Source organism: Segetibacter aerophilus, from assembly GCF_007991655.1.
Lineage (GTDB): Bacteria > Bacteroidota > Bacteroidia > Chitinophagales > Chitinophagaceae > Segetibacter > Segetibacter aerophilus.
On the sequence record NZ_BJYT01000027.1, the window covers coordinates 14,027 to 29,840 of the forward strand.

Genomic DNA, 15,814 nt, shown 5'->3' on the forward strand with positions numbered 1-15,814 from the left:
CTTTTAATGTTTTTGGAGCCGTTTTGCAACTAGAGCTTTTCGTATAAGCCTCTTAGTTTTTCTCTTGTCATTATTTTTTCCCAATCTCTTCCAAGCGCGTTTTCCCAAAGTGGCTTCATGCCCATGCTTACATTTATCATGGCATCAAATTGCTCGTCTGTTAGCCCTTTGCAAATGCCTTCAGGTATCTCTACGTTACTTTTCTCCACCATTTTTTTAAATTCTGCAGTTCCTTCAGGGTAATATTCTTCGAGATGACTCATCACGATGCAATTTCCTACGCCATGCTTTGTTCCCAGCAAAAAAGAAAGGCCATAACTTACTGCATGTGCCACACCAACCTGGCTATACGCGATACTCATTCCACCGGCGTAGCTAGCCATCATCAGCTTATCGTCGCTTTCATTATCCCAAGTATCTTTCTCAAGAAATATCTCCTGGCAAAGCTGTAAAGCTTTTTCACCATAGCTTTTGCTAAACTCATTTAGGTAAGTTCCCTGCAAACTTTCGATACAATGGATATAACAATCCATCCCTGTGTAAAAGCGCTGGTTATTGGGAGCATTTGCTATCAATTCAGGATCTAGTACAATTTGGTTGAAAGGAGTGAAGTCGCTGTTCATTCCTAATTTTCGAGTAGGGCCCGTCAATACCGTAGTTCTTGAAACCTCTGCACCTGTTCCGCTTAGTGTCGGTATGCCCGCTTTGTAAACACCGGGAAACTTTACAAGGTCCCATCCCTGGTAATCTGCTGATGAACCCGGGTTAGTCATCATTAGGCTGAGAGCCTTTGCAAGGTCCATCGTTGATCCACCACCTATTCCAATAATTCCACTTACGACTCCAAACTCTTGTTTCAGATCACCTGCTATTTTATCAACGTAAGTTGTTTTTGGCTCGTATGTTACATCAGTAAATATTACTTTATCATTACCTTGTACCGGAATTCTGCCTGCTAAAGGTTTACCCTCAAAAAAATGGTCAACCAGGAAAATCATTGGAGCACCAGCCTTACGATTTGAAGCCAAAATTTCATCTAACTGGTTAAAACTGCCTCTGCCATATATAACGTAATCGACCATTTTAAAATTTCGAAACTTACTCATGTTTTAAATTTTAGTGGCACGAAATTACATCTTTGTTAATAGAGGCTTTAGGCTTGTTACTTATCCACTATTTAAATACTTTGACGGGCATTAGCAGATTTTTACTTCTGATAGAAAATTTTAAGAGATATGGCTTTTGGATGGAAAACACAGTTTGAGAAAAGGGTACCTGCTGAAGGATTGAATAACTGGGAGATTTTTAGCATTGTACAACAAGCTTGCAAAGAACTTGAATGGGAATACCTTGTTGTTGACGAAAACAAATTTACCGCTACCACACCTACACACTGGACACTTAGCGAAGAGATCATAAAAATATCAATAGAAAATAACGAGATTATCTTCAGAAGCCGCAGTGAAAGCCTCGAGCTGTATGAGGCCGGGCGCAATCAAAAAAATATAGAAGAGCTGCTGCTGCCAAAATTTAGAAAAATTAAGGCTAACTGGAAAAGCGACCAACTACAGCGGGCCGCAAATACGCTACGTGAAGAAACTTTAAAGCAACTGAAATCGGGGAACCGGGTTACAGGTGAGAAGGTGACTTTTGGAACAAAGGATCACGGCATGACCTTCTTTTTAATTGCTGTGAACGTGCTGGTTTTTATTGGGATGGCTATACGAGGTGTAAACCTTGTAGAGCCCGCAGCCACCGATATTATTAAGTGGGGCGGAAACGTTAAGTTCAATGTTACGGGCGGAGAATGGTGGCGACTGATAACAAACATTTTTGTGCACATCGGCATTCTGCCCCTGCTGGTAAACCTGGTTGGCCTCTACTTCATTGGTTTGATGGTCGAGTCAATCCTGGGTAAATTAAAATACCTGATTGCTTATCTTACGGTCGGTGTACTGGCAAGTTTAATCAGTATTATTTGGACGCCTGAAGGAGTTGCTGCGGGGGCAACAGGCGCTATTTTCGGAATGTACGGCGTTTTGATCGCTTTTGTAACTACACCCTACGTTAACAAAAAATTCTCACCCCTATGGCTAGTTGGAGCCGTAGCATACGTTGTTTTCAACATCGTCGTATCCTTCCGCGGCGGTAACGACAATGCTTCTTTGATTGGTGGATTTGTTGCAGGCTTGATTACCGGCTACCTGTTCTATTTCTTCCATTTCAACAGGGAGCTCGCCAGAGCCGGCGGCACAAGGATCTCGATAGAAGTCTTACTGCTAACCACACTAATCGTTTATTTTTATCTGCGAGTTCATGGAAGAAACGACTCGCTTAGATTTGAGCGTGAGGTGATGAAGCTTAACCAGATTGAAGTAAAGGCAATGGCGCAAATGCAGCACTTGCAGTCTGCTCAATCAAACAATGATGCGGTATCGGTTATTCGGGATAGTGCCTTGCCTCAATGGAAGCACTTCCAGGAAGAGATTTCAAAAACGGGTGCTTATAGTTTGAGCAGCGAATACAAACGAAAAAGAAAGCTGTTGAATGAATACGCAGGACTTCGGGTACGACAAACAGAACTAATGTATAAATCGATAGCTGAGGGTACCGACAAATACAATGGTGAAATAGACAGCGTGTCTGACAGGATAGAAAAAATAATAGATCAATTAGGAGACTAGAGAAGTTGCGAGGCCTTTATCAAATCTTCCGGAGTGTCGATTTCAACGCCCATATATTCTGTTACAATCATTTTTAACGGCACTCCATGTTCAAGGTATCTCAGGCATTCAATTCTTTCAGCCTGCTCCAAAGGTGTCATCGGCCAATTGGTAAAACTTATCAAGGCCTGTTTTCTAAAAGCATATACTCCGATATGTTCATAATACGTCATCGCGGCCTGCTTATCCCGAGGATAAGGAATCACCGATCTACTAAAGAAGATCGCATTCATATTTAGGTCTACTGCAACCTTTACGTAATTCGGGTCTTCGATTAATTTTTGATCCTTTAGTTCCTGCATCAACGAAGCGACTTGAACGCTTTCACCTTCTTTACCCTTAAAAACGTTCAGCAACTTTTCCAACGGTTCTTTTTGCACGAACGGCTCATCGCCTTGAACGTTCACAACTATATCAATGTCAAGTTCGGCTACAGCTTCAGCAATCCGGTCGCTGCCGCTTTCATGCGTTTTTCTGCTCATCACAGCCTTGCCACCATTTCCCGTGATCTCTTTATAAATAATGTCGCTGTCGGTAGCAACAATCACTTCATCAAACAAACCAGTTGCAACAGTATTATCATGTGTATGCAGGATAACAGTTTTATCTCCCAATTGCTGCATCAACTTGCCAGGAAACCTGGTAGCTGCATACCTGGCAGGTATCAGAGCCACTACAGAACCCGGCTTTAAAGCATTTTTCGATGATTTTTCCTGCAACATAAAAATTGTGTTTTAATTCTTTCTTGCGCAAAACTAGGTTTTAAAAAAGAACTATTATTTGCCGCCACAGTATAAACTTCCTCGACATCGTTGTGTCACTCACTTCAACTGCCTTTTCTTTTGTCACCAATCAAGTCTTCAATTCGCATTAAGAATATAGGCAAGCTTACAGTCGACAATTAAGGAAGATTCAAGGCAACTTTACGAAACAACAAAAATTGTTTTAAAAACCCTCAAAGTAAAAGTTGGCAGGCTAGCTGTCTTTATTTAAGAAAGACAACCCCTATGATACTTAAGTAAAAGACTGCTAATTAAAAAACATAAGTACAAGTAAGTAACACAACACTGCCAGGAGAAGCTCATGTGCGGTAAACAAAAAAACTTCCTGAAAAGCAGGAAGTTTTAAAAGAGGGAGGGCTCTGCCCAATACGTGCGGCTGAGCCCTTTTTCCCAACTTCAACCTATTTTATAGTGCGAACTTTATCATCAGCATGTCGCTTGGTTCCGCAACATCTGTGCTTGCTATATCAGTCCGTTTTGGCTTTTTTGTTTGAGGAGTTGTCGGAGCTTCTGGTGTTGACCTTCTATAACGATACCTTGTACTGTCGCTAAAGGTGCTATCGGTTTTTTGCAACTCCCTATCTATCTCCTGCAATTCTTTAAGCTTTTGCTCTTTCTCACGCTCCATTTGCTCTTTGCTTTTTCTGAACTGCTCTATCGTTTCGTTGCTGTTGTCGTTGTCGTTTTCATTGTCATTGTTATCCTCATCTTCACCCCTGCTCTTGTCAACTCTTTCCAATCCTTTAGCTGTCATCACATATTCAACATTGTGATCCCAACGCAATGAAACAGATTCCATATTATTTTCCCAATCCCAGAAATCATTGTCACGTCCCATATTCACCCTAACATCGTTACCCCATCCTACATTATCATTCACGTATATTCTTTTACCCACCGGAACAGCCACAGTTACAATCACCTGTTGGTTTCTAAATTTGCCTTGCTTGGTAATTGGCAAACCTTTGTCTAATAAAAGGAAACTGTCTTTCTGAGCGACATTATAGTTGATACGGGATACTGTTTTTTCAGCCTCGTCTTTACTGCTTCCGTTTGCCATCTTGACCATAAACACCTGGAAACTGTCTGAAGTCGATTTGATAATTCTTAACCTCACGTTTCTCACATATACAGTGTCATCATCAACAGATGCAAAAGGTTCTAGTCTTAGCCAGTTCTGGCTATAGTACTTGCCAAATGCCGCCGCCTTTATTTCGAGCTTGTTGACGTTAGGATTAGGTAAAGCGACTCTTTGTTCTGTAGGATAGTTCCTGTATCTGAATTCGCTGCTAATTGAAATTACCAGGTTTACAAAACAGATGACGCCTAAGATCCAAAATGAAAGAAAGGTTAACCTGATGATACCACTGTTACCTTTTTTACCGGTAAGCTTTCTAATAATCCAGGTTACAATTGCAATAACAGGTACCCAGATGAAGAAAATAAGTGAGCACCACGCTAATACTTCCTGGTAATTGCTGTCAAGGACGTACGAATACGCTGGTAAGAGACCGGTTAAAACAACGCCCAACCCAAACAAGCTACCTACGATGGCAAGAAGAAAACAACCCACAAAGAAGTAGACGAAAATCTTGATGATCACTTTTATTACATGACCAACTCCACCGCCTGTTCTTCTTCCTACAGCGCTGGCCTCTGCTCCGAACTTTCTACCTGCGCTACTCAACTCTTCTCCCATCGATTGAGCGCGGTCCTTCAATTCGCTACCAAACTGCTGAGCCCGATCTTTAAAACCTTCCAGGTCTCCCTGTATAGTACTTTTTATGTTGTTCAAATCAACTTTCTCGCCTTTCATTTCCAGTTTGTCTGCCGCAGTTTTAGCCTCTGGCAAAATCAGCCACAAAATGATGTAAACGAATATTGACCCTGGGCTGAAAGAAAAGCTTAGAAAGTGAGGAAAATCCCACCATCCCCAATGGCCCCAACGAAAAACAAAAGAAAAGAAGGGTATCAGAAACAATACACGAGGTACCCACAACTGCACATTGAAGTATTGTGCAAGGCCGCTACATACACCGGCAATTATTTTTGTTTCTGTGTCTCTAAACAAGCGCTTTCTTTGAGAACCGATCTGTAAAGAAGAGCTGCTTGGTACTGCTACCCATAATATCAGGTACGGAATAAATGTGATGCCGATAAATACTATGAATAATATTCTGATAACAATCGGATCTATCGAAAAGTAGTTAGCGATACCGCTACACACGCCGCCTAATACTTTATGGTTTTCGTCGCGATACAATCTGCCCCTACCGGTAGTTCCGCTTTGACCGTAAGAATAGTTGCCACGACTTTCCGCACCTAGTTTAGTATGTACTTTCTCTTCGTCAGCCTCAAAATCTTCAGGGCGGCCCATGCTATTGATAATGGTATTTACGTCAGCGTCAGTTATGCAAATACTACCTTTTTTCAAGGTTTCGCCAAAAAGCTCCGCTATACGTCCCTCGATATCATTTATAATTTCGTCTTTGCCCTCCTCGTTAGCAAAAAACAACCGGAGGCTTTCGACATACCTCGTGAGCATATCATAGGCAGTCTCCTCAATTGGTATTACCCTGCCTTGAAAGTTTATGTTAATTACCTTTTTCATAATTCTATTTTTGTGCGTTACAATGCGGATGCGTTGTAGTTAGCGTGGTTGGTTAAAGTTGGTTTTCAGAAATATTTGATTTTTCAACTCTTGCGGTCAACGTGTTTACAGCGTTGGCCAATTCGTTCCAGGTGTCTTCGAGCTCCCGATAAAAAGCAAGACCTTTTTCTGTCATGCTAAAATATTTGCGGGGAGGACCACTGTTGCTTTCTACCCACCTATACATAAGGAAATCTGCGTTTTTAAGTCTTGTTAGTAATGGGTAAAGTGTTCCTTCCAAAATGTTTAGGTTGGCAGCTTTCATCTTCTCCACGATATCACTAGGGTAAGCTTCCCCCTGGCGAATGATGGACAGAATGCAAAACTCCAATACCCCCTTCCGCATCTGGCTCTGTGTGTTATCAATATTCATAACCGGAGTTTTTTGCGACTTCCCTTTTAGTCTTAGGGCAAGTCTTTTTATTATTAAATTTTTTCTGGTTCTACTATTTCTCTTTGTTGATCATCGTTGTGTCACTCAGTTGTACTTGTATCTGTTGGTTCTGCTCCTGCTTTCGCCGCTAGTCGTTAATCGTCAATCGCTAGTTGTGGTCATACTTAATCGCGATTTAACACTCCAATTCTACTCGCGACTTTCGATTTCCGACTTCCGATTCTTTTTCCTCACTTCCCTTCCGCTCTCAATTTCTCCATCAACTATACAAAGATGCAGCTTTTTCTAGTACTATGCAATATAAAGTACCTAATTTTTTTTAGTAGCAGGCATCCGGCATTAGTAGTTATAGCACGAAAGTCAATACTAGCAAGGTTTTTAGAAGAAAAAGCCTCAAACGGAAAAATTACGCAAAGTGATGAACGGCAAAATAAAGGGATGAAAAAACAGTTTGGAGTATTTAAACATAAAGAGGTTCCTTTTTTGAAGGAAGTAGGGTGCTTTTGAAGTAACAAGTAGGGATGGAACTGTTTTTTAAGTAAGAACGTTAAACATCATAATTATCGTTGTTTTGATTTTTCACCTTAAAAACAATCATACTATTGGATTCAACAACTCCGCCTACGGTATCCCGAAACTTTTACCTGATTGGCCACGGCTGTAACGACATTGAAAAGATCAATAAGGCCCTCAAGCAAAAAGTGAATGGAATTGAATGTGACTTGTGGGCAGACGACGACAAAAAATGGTGGATCAGCCACGAAGGTCTTACTAAGACAGATTTGCTGGAATGGCTGAACTATATACCACGGGCAGAAAAGAAGTATAAGAGGCAATTGTCGATCATCATTTTTGATGTAAAAACGTCGGAGCCATTCAAAGGCGTTCGTGATATCATTAACAGTACCCTTCCAAAGGATTTACCGCGTATATATTCTACGGCTAAAATTGATAAGGCTCATATTTTCGCTGAGATCGTTCCGCTATTAAACGAATGTGAAGGAATCGCGATTGATGAGGAAGACGACCCCGCAGAGGTTGCAGCATTCTTTAAAAAAATAGGTGCAACACAATGCTGGTATGGCAACGGCATTACTTTGATACCGTTAAACGAAGAATTTCACGAGTCGATGCAGAAGGCAGCACCAATTAGGGACACTACAGGACCTTTTTCAAAAATTTACACCTGGTCGGTTCACCGTTCCGAAGCTTTACGCAAGTACATTGAGGAGGATAAGGTGGATGGAGTAATAGTAGGTCTAAACAGCATTTTCTCGCGCCCGGTCAGCAGTGCGCTCAAGATCATTCGCGATAATGAAGAAGTACAACTAGCCGAGAGGAACAGCAAAATATTTTAGCCTCGCAACAACTTGAACTTTTTTTTCAAAGCAAATTCAAGTACTATTGTGCCCGTTCTACAGATCCGTAGCTCAGTTGGTTAGAGTGCTTCCTTGACATGGAAGAGGTCACCGGTTCGAGTCCGGTCGGGTCTACAAGTTTCTAGTGCAGTTCAACACTGTACTAAAAACTCTCTTAGCTAAGGTGCAATCAATTTTAATCAGCTAAAAATAGAGTCTTCTTGTTTGCGCCGGGTTCCTAAGAAATCCATGAGGAAACTCTTCAAATCATAATATTGGTTTCTCAAACCTCGCTTTGCAATTCGGCTGATAAAAGAAATCGAATAAGCAGGAGCACTTTTTCGCATGAAAGGAACCAATTTAAAAAGAACGGTACCTCTTCCTCTTTCAACTGAGTAGAGGCTGCTTAGATTGCAATCTTCGTCCTTCCAGATTTTGGGGCATGGCGCATTTGGATCGAACTGCCTTGCCGTTAAGTCTATGTGCCAACCATCGACATATATCCAAAAATGAGGGTAAGGTTTTTTCGTATGAATTATTTTACAATCTACAAAAGGCTTTTTTCCTTGTTCTGCTAAATTCAACATCAAAAGATCACTTATTCTTAAGCAATGACCTTTGGCTTTTATGGGATCTAAACAGTTTGAAGGATTGGCTGCGATCGTTTCTTCGACGCATTGTCTGATACTTTCTGGTAATTCAAGACCTTCTGATACTGAGAAATGGGAATAATGGTTATTCAAGTGTTTGAGTAAAGGTGTTTTCATTCATTAGATTAAAGAGTTCGGGCTAGACGTTTTGACTACCCTAAATCGGTCAGGAAAATTTTAATTCCATGAGCGACACCAGGGTTTTCAGAAACATTAAAAGCTATATATGAAGATGCTTCTTTTGCTGTTTTCGATGCATCAAACCAATCATGTTGATAAATAATATTTAAAGCCTCATTGTTAACATTAGTGTTCGAATAGTTGTACAGAAAATAATCCTCCTTTTTCTCTTTTAAGCAATAACACTAACTGCCTTTCGGTGTTTTACTTGAATTTATTCTTGTACTTTTTCTACTATCAATTTACCTTGAAATGAGGGTGGCACGTCCGGGGAGATTTACAACTATTGAAGCTTTTTGAAATTTGTGTCCAGAAACTTTCAACGGCTTAATTTGTTCTTTTCCCCCTTTAGAAATTAGACGATATGTGGAGTGGAAAGTATAAGCGGTAATTCTTAAAATTATCTTAATCGTACCTCATAATTAGGTACTGAAAAAACGGGCAATATTTTCGGGCTCTCGCAATTTTCGTCTTTTCTCCTTAAAAATGTATTTCCCAAGACGAGGAAAAAGCAAAGCTGTACGTCTGATCAGACACTTAAGAAGAATTAATACCTATAAGGGAATATTGCCGTGTTTTTTTCTTTGCCGTTTCACGACTTTATTCTCAAGCATGGCGAATGCTTTAATTAGTTTCTTGCGGGTATCTTTTGGTTCGATTACCTCATCGATAAATCCGCGCTCTGCAGCAAGATATGGGGTAGCAAATTTTTCAGCGTACTCTGCTTCTTTTTCCAATAATTTTTGTGCGGGATCTTCTGCCTCGGAGATTTCTTTTTTGAAAATAATTTCACTGGCACCTTTAGCACCCATCACTGCAATTTCTGCTGTCGGCCAGGCATAGTTCATATCGGCTCCGATGTGTTTTGAATTCATTACATCGTAGGCTCCGCCGTATGCTTTGCGTGTGATTACCGTTATTCTTGGTACGGTAGCTTCGCTTAATGCATACAGCAGCTTAGCCCCGTTGGTGATAATTCCATTCCATTCCTGGTCGGTTCCCGGTAGGAAACCTGGTACATCAACCAATACAAGCAGGGGTATATTAAAACAGTCGCAGAAGCGGGTAAAACGGGCGCCTTTTTTTGAGCTGTCAATGTCGAGCACCCCTGCCAGGCGCATAGGTTGATTGGCAACAATGCCAATACTTCTTCCCGCAAGGCGGGCAAAACCTACCACTATGTTTTCAGCATAAGAACCATGAATTTCAAAAAATGAGTCTGCATCACAAATACCGGAAATGACTTCTTTTATATCGTACGGTTGGTTAGTGCTTTCAGGAATGATTGTCTCTAATACTTCCCTTGTCTCATCGCCCAACGTATAGGGAATTTTTAAAGTTGGATCTTCACAGTTCTGGGGCATATAGCTCAACAGCTTTTTTAGCTGTGCTATACAATCCATGTCGTTTAGAGCGGTTAGATGAGTGACACCTGATTTGGTTGAATGAGTCGAGGCTCCCCCAAGCTCTTCAGAACTTACCGTTTCGTGTGTGACTGTTTTTACCACATTCGGCCCAGTTACAAACATGTAGCTGGTATGTTCGACCATGATGGTAAAATCGGTCATGGCAGGAGAATAAACGGCGCCGCCGGCACAAGGTCCCATGATAGCGGAGATTTGAGGAATAACTCCCGACGACTGAACATTGCGATAAAAAATATCAGCGTATCCACCAAGCGAACGCACGCCTTCCTGGATTCTTGCACCGCCGGAATCATTTAGGCCAATCATGGGCGCTCCTCCTTTCACAGCCATGTCCATAATCTTACAAATCTTTTCGGCATGCGTTTCAGAAAGTGCTCCGCCAAACACGGTAAAATCTTGAGCAAAAACATAGATGAGCCTACCGTTGACAGTACCATAACCGGTGATAACCCCGTCGCCGTAGTACTGCTGTTTTTCCATACCAAAATCTTTGGTGCGGTGTAAAACCAAAGCGCCAATTTCTTCAAACGAACCGGGATCCATCAATAAGTTAATCCGCTCTCTTGCTGTCAGTTTTCCTTTCTTATGCTGCGTATCAATCCGAGCTTTGCCGCCGCCAAGCTTACCTTTTTCGATTTTTTCCTTTAATATTTCTGTCTTCGATTTCATTGGTAGTAAGTTTTGACCTGCTCCTCAGTCCTTCGTCCTTAGGAGCAGGATGGGTATATGCGGCACACTAATTTTTTGTTTTAAACCTTTTGAGCATAATTATTCGATTTGCCAAATGGAGAAAAGCCTGTACAAGAGTGCGACGCAACGACGTTAATGGTAGCGCTACAGTTTGGACAATTATTGTACATTTTTTTTTTTAAGCTAATCTTCTTTTCCAATTGGTTGTCTTATGCTCTACTGCTTTTATGATCTTCTGCTGATCTAACCAATACTTCAGAGCGATCCGTGCGGCCGCTTCGGCACTTGCTTTTTGCTTTGCTTTTAGCAGGTCGGGTGTGTAATAACTTTTTACAAAATGGGTATCAAACTTGCCCGAAAGAAAAGCATCGTGTTCAAAAACAAAAGTGCCAAAGGGAAGGGTTGTTGACAAGCCTTGTATTTTAAAATCTTTTATCGCGGCTTTCATCTTCTGAATAGCTTCGGTACGATCCTTTCCGTGAGTGACAAGCTTCGCGATCATAGGGTCGTAGTAGATGGGAATAGCCATGCCTTCTTCGTACCCGTCGTCTACACGCACGCCGTCTCCCTGAGGTTTTCTATAAGTAGAAAGAGTGCCGATAGACGGCAGGAAATTATTGAGCGGATCTTCTGCATAGACTCTCAGCTCTACTGAGTGACCGTTGATAGTAAGATCCTCTTGCGTAAATCCTAATGGCTCACCTCGGGCAATTTTTATTTGTTCTTCTACAAGGTCGATGCCTGTGATCATTTCTGTTACAGGATGTTCTACCTGCAACCTTGTGTTCATCTCAAGGAAATAGAAGTTTAGTTGGTCATCCATTAGAAACTCGACGGTACCGGTACTTGTATAGTTACACGCTTTTGCTACCATCACCGCAGCTTCACCCATTTTCTTCCTTATTTCAGGAGTTAGTATAACTGAAGGAGATTCTTCAACTACTTTTTGATGACGGCGTTGGATGCTGCACTCGCGTTCAAATAGGTGAACCGTGTTTCCATAATTATCGGCCAGTACTTGTATTTCGATGTGCCGGGGTGAAGTCACATATTTTTCAATAAACACAGATCCATCTCCAAAAGATGCTTCGGCTTCGCTAATGGCGCGTTGCATTTGTTCTTCAAAATCTGCTTCCTTCTCAACCACGCGCATTCCTTTTCCACCACCTCCTGCAGAGGCTTTGATAAGAATGGGATATCCTATTTCGTTTGCGGTTTCTTTTGCCACTGTAATGTCGCCTATTGCTTTATCAATACCGGGCACCATTGGAATGTTATAACCTTTTACACATTCTTTTGCTGCCAGCTTAGAACCCATTACACGCATTGCCTCAGCACCCGGACCAATGAATGTTATTCCAGCCTCCTGCACCTTTTGGGCAAATTCTGCATTCTCGCTTAAAAAGCCGTAACCTGGATGAATACCTTCAACATCCAATTCTTTACTAAAAGCAATGATCTTATCAGCATTTAAATATGAGTCAGTGGAAGGCGCTGCACCTAAACACACTGCCTCATCTGCAAATAAAACATGCGGAGAATTTCTGTCCGCTTCTGAAAAAACTGCCACAGATTGAATCCCCATCTTGCGAATGGTTCGCATAATGCGCAGTGCAATTTCTCCCCTATTAGCAACTAAGATCTTTTTCATTAGTAAATGGTAATTATGAAAACCCTTCTATTATTCATTATTCATTTCTCATTATTCATTATCTCCTATTCCAATTCCACCAACACCTGCCCTTTCTCAACCGCCTCGCCTGCACTTACAACAATGCGCTTAATAGTTGCTGCCGTTGGTATCGCAATACTATTTTCCATTTTCATTGCGACCAGTATTAATAATTTATCACCTTGCTGCACTTGCTGACCTTCAGTAACCGCAATTTCAAGTACCAGCCCCGGCATGGGTGCTTTAATCTCTTTTATTTGTTTGCCGGCAACTGCACTAAATCCCATTTTATCCAGCATTACGTCCAGTTCATCTTTGATCAGTATGTCAAAGATTTCGCCCTCTATTTCTAGAGTTTGCTTTTTCGCAGAGTCGTCTGCTTTAATCAAAGTAGCATTTACCGATTGGTGATTTGTAAGAAGGTTAAAAACTGTTGGAGACTTTTGTACCAGGTCTATTGCAGCAAGCTGTTCTTCTGTAAAAGAAAATTCAAATTCGTTGACCTTTATGTTATAGACCAAAGAGCTTTTATCTGTCATAAGCTGAGAAGTAATGGTAATTTATCTGACGGGAAAGATTTCAAGATACAAACGATAAGGCTAACACTAACGTCTGTTTCTTTTTAGCTGATGCTATTGTTTAAGCCTGGTTGGAGCAAGTTTTCCGTTTGCATCTTCTACATACAATCGTGATAGATCTAGCTCATCTAACACAATCACTCCTTGTATGGAAGAAAATTTTGCTGGATCCTGTTTCCACGACCAGACCAGTTTGCCTTTGGGTGTGTATTCCAGAATTTGGGTGCCACTGCCTCCCTGTTTTACCCCGTGCCCTTGCCAGTTCGCTACCACATAATTACCATTTGCAAGAATTTGAAATCCTGCATAAAAATGAGGATGAACCTCAGCAGGCCCGGTGATAGTATCAAGCAATTTTCCATCCTTTCCAACAATTTGAAAGTTTTTTGCATAACCGCTGCTGACAACTGTTTGCCCGTTGCTTAGTCTTACAGCTTGCCAAGCATGCGGTTGAGGCAGACCTGTAACAGCGGCCTTCCAGATAATTTCGCCTTTGTCATTTCCCTCAAAAACAACATTATTAGAGGTGACCATAAAAGTGCCTGAGGCAGTTTCGCGAACAAGTCGCAGGTAATCAAAGCCTGGATAAACGATGGTTCGCAGTGTTTTACCGGTGCGGTTAATTTCAATCAATACAATCCCTTGTTTTCCTTGCCAGTTCAGCCCTCCAAGCAGTGTATTACCATTTCGAAGTCGTCGCGCTGTAATGGTGCCGGCAAAGGAAGTATCTTCATATACTTTGCTGCCGGTGGAGGTCTGTCGCTCCTCGTAGCCCTTCCCCGTACCTATTAAAACGCGGTTGTCTCCTACCAGCTGGATGTCGCGGCCGGCAGGCACAGATACAAACCAATTTGCAGTAGGATTGGCAATATCAATAAAACTTAGTTGAGACAATCCTTCATCGCGTAGCAGCATTTTACGCGTCTTGTACACAACCTGTTTTCCGCTGGTGGTTTGCGCGGGGCAATCAAAAGTCAAAGTTGACATGAAGAAGGAGCACATCAACCAAAATAAGTATCGCTTCATGTTTTAGAGAGATTAAAAAACTACAAGTGTTGTTGAGATATTATTATGTTACCGGCTATCCAACTTCGATGGTTCATCGTTGCGACGCATTACGTTCGACTGTTGTAATCAATGCAACTATCTCTGGACCGTCAGTAATAAAAATTGATGATTATATCCTTGTCAGAACGGAAAGAAAACTAATAGAAGAGCAGTTTTATTATCAGGGTAATAATACCACCAGTAACCCCTGCCCAAAAAATCAAGAACTTGTAATACACATACTTTGAGTTTATCGTAGTAAACTCAAGATCAAAATCTTTATCAACGCGTCGCATAACGCTATTAATTCGTCTTTTCGGCATTAAAAGAACCAGGGTTATTGTTGTGCAGTAGACTACTATAAAAACAACGAGTAAGCTATTCATGTTTTGAAGTATTAATTTGGATTTTGGTCAAAAACCAAAACATGCATTTAAAGAGCGGAACTCAATTTATAGACCTTACCAGTGCCATACGCAAGTAGAAATAAATTGTGCTTGCTATCTTCTCCAAAAGAAGATAAACCGCCTGAAAGCTTACCAATGAGCTCATTGTTAACAGCCTTCTTATCGCTGTATGTCAAAGCCCAAATGTTGCCAGATACAAAATCGCCGTAAATATATTTTCCGTTAAGTTCCGGTAAACTTTTGTCGTAGCAAACGTACCCACCAGTTACCGAATTGCCCGTGCTGCTTCCCTGTTTGTAGCTGGTGATGGGCGAAACTAGTCCCGCCTTATTGCAATCGCTCGATTGGAAACATTCATCCGCTTCCATAACACGCCAACCATAATTTCCACCATTTTCTATAATATCTATTTCCTCGATCTTATTCTGACCAACGTCTCCGGCCCAAAGCATTCCTGTTGCCCTATCAAAACTAAATCTCCATGGATTGCGCATGCCATATGCATAGATTTCTTCCCTGAAACCTTCCTTATTATTTTTGAAAGGGTTGTCGGCAGGTATGGTATATTTTAAGTTTCCTGAAGGATTATTCACATCGATACGCAAAATCTTGCCTAGCAACTCTTTCTTATTTTGGGCCCTGTTCCCGGGATCTCCCCCGCTACCGCCGTCGCCAACTGCGATGTAAAGAAAACCATCATTTCCAAAAGCAACTTTACCACCGTTGTGGTTCGAGTATGGTTGCAAATAGGTCAGCAATATTTGTTCGCTTTGAGGATCAGCTACGTTTGGATTTGTAGCACTTACCTTAAACCTTGAGATCACTGACTCCAACGGCTTGCCCCTGGTGTAGTTAACATAGATGTATCCGTTACTTTTATAATTAGGATGGAACGCGAGTCCTAATAAACCCTTTTCGCCACCGCTTTCAACTTTTTGCTCTATGTCGAGAAACTTCGCCGCGTTCTTTACATCACCTTTATTTGGAAACACTCTTATAACGCCTTTTTGCTCTACCACAAAAATTCTGTCTGTACCGTCTTCAGGGCTCACTAATTCTACAGGAAGTTCAAAGCTCAGACCTGCAAAAGCCTCGGCTAACTTATACTTTTCACCTTCGGAAGACGTACCTGAAGTGGAAGTATTTAAACTACTTTGCCCCTTGTCTCCCTCTTTGTTTGCGTAATAGCAAGTTAAAAAGAGCGGAATTAGAGCGACCGAAAAAAGTACCTTGTTGAACTTCATGAGCTAAGTATA

13 protein-coding genes and 1 tRNA gene are annotated in these 15,814 nt (G+C 41.4%); 3 read left to right on the forward strand and 11 right to left on the reverse strand.

The window, feature by feature from the left end; genetic code table 11:
• Positions 1-29: 29 nt before the first annotated feature.
• The gene (locus SAE01_RS21155; RefSeq protein WP_147205810.1) at positions 30-1,106 is read right to left on the reverse strand and encodes an iron-containing alcohol dehydrogenase family protein; all 1,077 of its coding nucleotides are present in this window, start codon (positions 1,104-1,106) and stop codon (positions 30-32) included.
• Between the two features lie 129 nt (positions 1,107-1,235).
• Here SAE01_RS21155 and SAE01_RS21160 point away from each other — a divergent pair, with 129 nt between their 5' ends.
• Positions 1,236-2,684 carry a rhomboid family intramembrane serine protease gene (locus tag SAE01_RS21160; RefSeq protein ID WP_147205811.1) on the forward strand — a complete coding sequence of 483 codons (1,449 nt, stop codon included), beginning with the start codon at positions 1,236-1,238 and terminating at the stop codon, positions 2,682-2,684.
• On the opposite strand, the gene kdsB is transcribed toward SAE01_RS21160, so the two are convergent.
• From kdsB to SAE01_RS21175, 3 genes are all read right to left on the reverse strand, one after another.
• Entirely contained in the window at positions 2,681-3,445 is a 765-nt protein-coding gene (gene kdsB, locus SAE01_RS21165; protein WP_147205812.1) for a 3-deoxy-manno-octulosonate cytidylyltransferase, read from the reverse strand. The genes SAE01_RS21160 and kdsB overlap by 4 nt on opposite strands.
• A 466-nt stretch (positions 3,446-3,911) precedes the next feature.
• On the reverse strand, positions 3,912-6,116 hold the full coding sequence (locus SAE01_RS21170; protein ID WP_147205813.1) for a PspC domain-containing protein: 2,205 nt from the start codon (positions 6,114-6,116) through the stop codon (positions 3,912-3,914).
• A 52-nt stretch (positions 6,117-6,168) separates the two neighbouring features.
• On the reverse strand, positions 6,169-6,528 hold the full coding sequence (locus SAE01_RS21175; protein ID WP_147205814.1) for a PadR family transcriptional regulator: 360 nt from the start codon (positions 6,526-6,528) through the stop codon (positions 6,169-6,171).
• A 623-nt stretch (positions 6,529-7,151) separates the two neighbouring features.
• Here SAE01_RS21175 and SAE01_RS21180 point away from each other — a divergent pair.
• Both SAE01_RS21180 and SAE01_RS21185 read left to right on the forward strand, forming a co-directional pair.
• Positions 7,152-7,907 carry a PI-PLC domain-containing protein gene (locus SAE01_RS21180; RefSeq protein WP_147205815.1) on the forward strand — a complete coding sequence of 252 codons (756 nt, stop codon included), beginning with the start codon at positions 7,152-7,154 and terminating at the stop codon, positions 7,905-7,907.
• Positions 7,908-7,968: 61 nt separating this feature from the next.
• A tRNA-Val gene (locus SAE01_RS21185) sits at positions 7,969-8,042 on the forward strand.
• A 65-nt stretch (positions 8,043-8,107) separates the two neighbouring features.
• Here SAE01_RS21185 and SAE01_RS21190 read toward each other — a convergent pair.
• From SAE01_RS21190 to SAE01_RS21220, 7 genes are all read right to left on the reverse strand, one after another.
• Positions 8,108-8,674, reverse strand: a complete 567-nt coding sequence (locus SAE01_RS21190; protein WP_147205816.1) for a hypothetical protein — start codon at positions 8,672-8,674, stop codon at positions 8,108-8,110.
• Between the two features lie 617 nt (positions 8,675-9,291).
• Entirely contained in the window at positions 9,292-10,833 is a 1,542-nt protein-coding gene (locus tag SAE01_RS21195) for an acyl-CoA carboxylase subunit beta (protein ID WP_147205817.1), read from the reverse strand.
• Between the two features lie 199 nt (positions 10,834-11,032).
• Entirely contained in the window at positions 11,033-12,505 is a 1,473-nt protein-coding gene (accC, locus tag SAE01_RS21200; protein WP_147205818.1) for an acetyl-CoA carboxylase biotin carboxylase subunit, read from the reverse strand.
• Positions 12,506-12,570: 65 nt separating this feature from the next.
• A complete protein-coding gene (locus SAE01_RS21205; protein WP_147205819.1) occupies positions 12,571-13,065 on the reverse strand; it encodes a biotin/lipoyl-containing protein in 495 nt (164 codons plus the stop codon).
• 93 nt (positions 13,066-13,158) lie between these two features.
• Entirely contained in the window at positions 13,159-14,130 is a 972-nt protein-coding gene (locus SAE01_RS21210; protein ID WP_147205820.1) for a hypothetical protein, read from the reverse strand.
• Positions 14,131-14,309: 179 nt separating this feature from the next.
• Positions 14,310-14,537, reverse strand: a complete 228-nt coding sequence (locus SAE01_RS21215) for a hypothetical protein (RefSeq protein WP_147205821.1) — start codon at positions 14,535-14,537, stop codon at positions 14,310-14,312.
• 47 nt (positions 14,538-14,584) lie between these two features.
• Positions 14,585-15,802 (reverse strand): PQQ-dependent sugar dehydrogenase, encoded by a 1,218-nt coding sequence (locus tag SAE01_RS21220; RefSeq protein ID WP_147205822.1) that lies wholly within the window; start codon positions 15,800-15,802, stop codon positions 14,585-14,587.
• Positions 15,803-15,814: the final 12 nt, after the last annotated feature.

Excerpts from the sequence above, each read along its gene's own strand:
- accC (WP_147205818.1), bottom strand. The coding sequence starts at position 12,505 with ATGAAAAAGATCTTAGTTGCTAATAGGGGAGAAATTGCACTGCGCATT.
- SAE01_RS21220 (WP_147205822.1), bottom strand. The coding sequence starts at position 15,802 with ATGAAGTTCAACAAGGTACTTTTTTCGGTCGCTCTAATTCCGCTCTTT.
- SAE01_RS21175 (WP_147205814.1), bottom strand. The coding sequence starts at position 6,528 with ATGAATATTGATAACACACAGAGCCAGATGCGGAAGGGGGTATTGGAG.
- kdsB (WP_147205812.1), bottom strand. The coding sequence starts at position 3,445 with ATGTTGCAGGAAAAATCATCGAAAAATGCTTTAAAGCCGGGTTCTGTA.
- SAE01_RS21190 (WP_147205816.1), bottom strand. The coding sequence starts at position 8,674 with ATGAAAACACCTTTACTCAAACACTTGAATAACCATTATTCCCATTTC.
- SAE01_RS21215 (WP_147205821.1), bottom strand. The coding sequence starts at position 14,537 with ATGAATAGCTTACTCGTTGTTTTTATAGTAGTCTACTGCACAACAATA.
- SAE01_RS21170 (WP_147205813.1), bottom strand. The coding sequence starts at position 6,116 with ATGAAAAAGGTAATTAACATAAACTTTCAAGGCAGGGTAATACCAATT.
- SAE01_RS21205 (WP_147205819.1), bottom strand. The coding sequence starts at position 13,065 with ATGACAGATAAAAGCTCTTTGGTCTATAACATAAAGGTCAACGAATTT.
- SAE01_RS21155 (WP_147205810.1), bottom strand. The coding sequence starts at position 1,106 with ATGAGTAAGTTTCGAAATTTTAAAATGGTCGATTACGTTATATATGGC.
- SAE01_RS21195 (WP_147205817.1), bottom strand. The coding sequence starts at position 10,833 with ATGAAATCGAAGACAGAAATATTAAAGGAAAAAATCGAAAAAGGTAAG.
- SAE01_RS21210 (WP_147205820.1), bottom strand. The coding sequence starts at position 14,130 with ATGAAGCGATACTTATTTTGGTTGATGTGCTCCTTCTTCATGTCAACT.
- SAE01_RS21160 (WP_147205811.1), top strand. The coding sequence starts at position 1,236 with ATGGCTTTTGGATGGAAAACACAGTTTGAGAAAAGGGTACCTGCTGAA.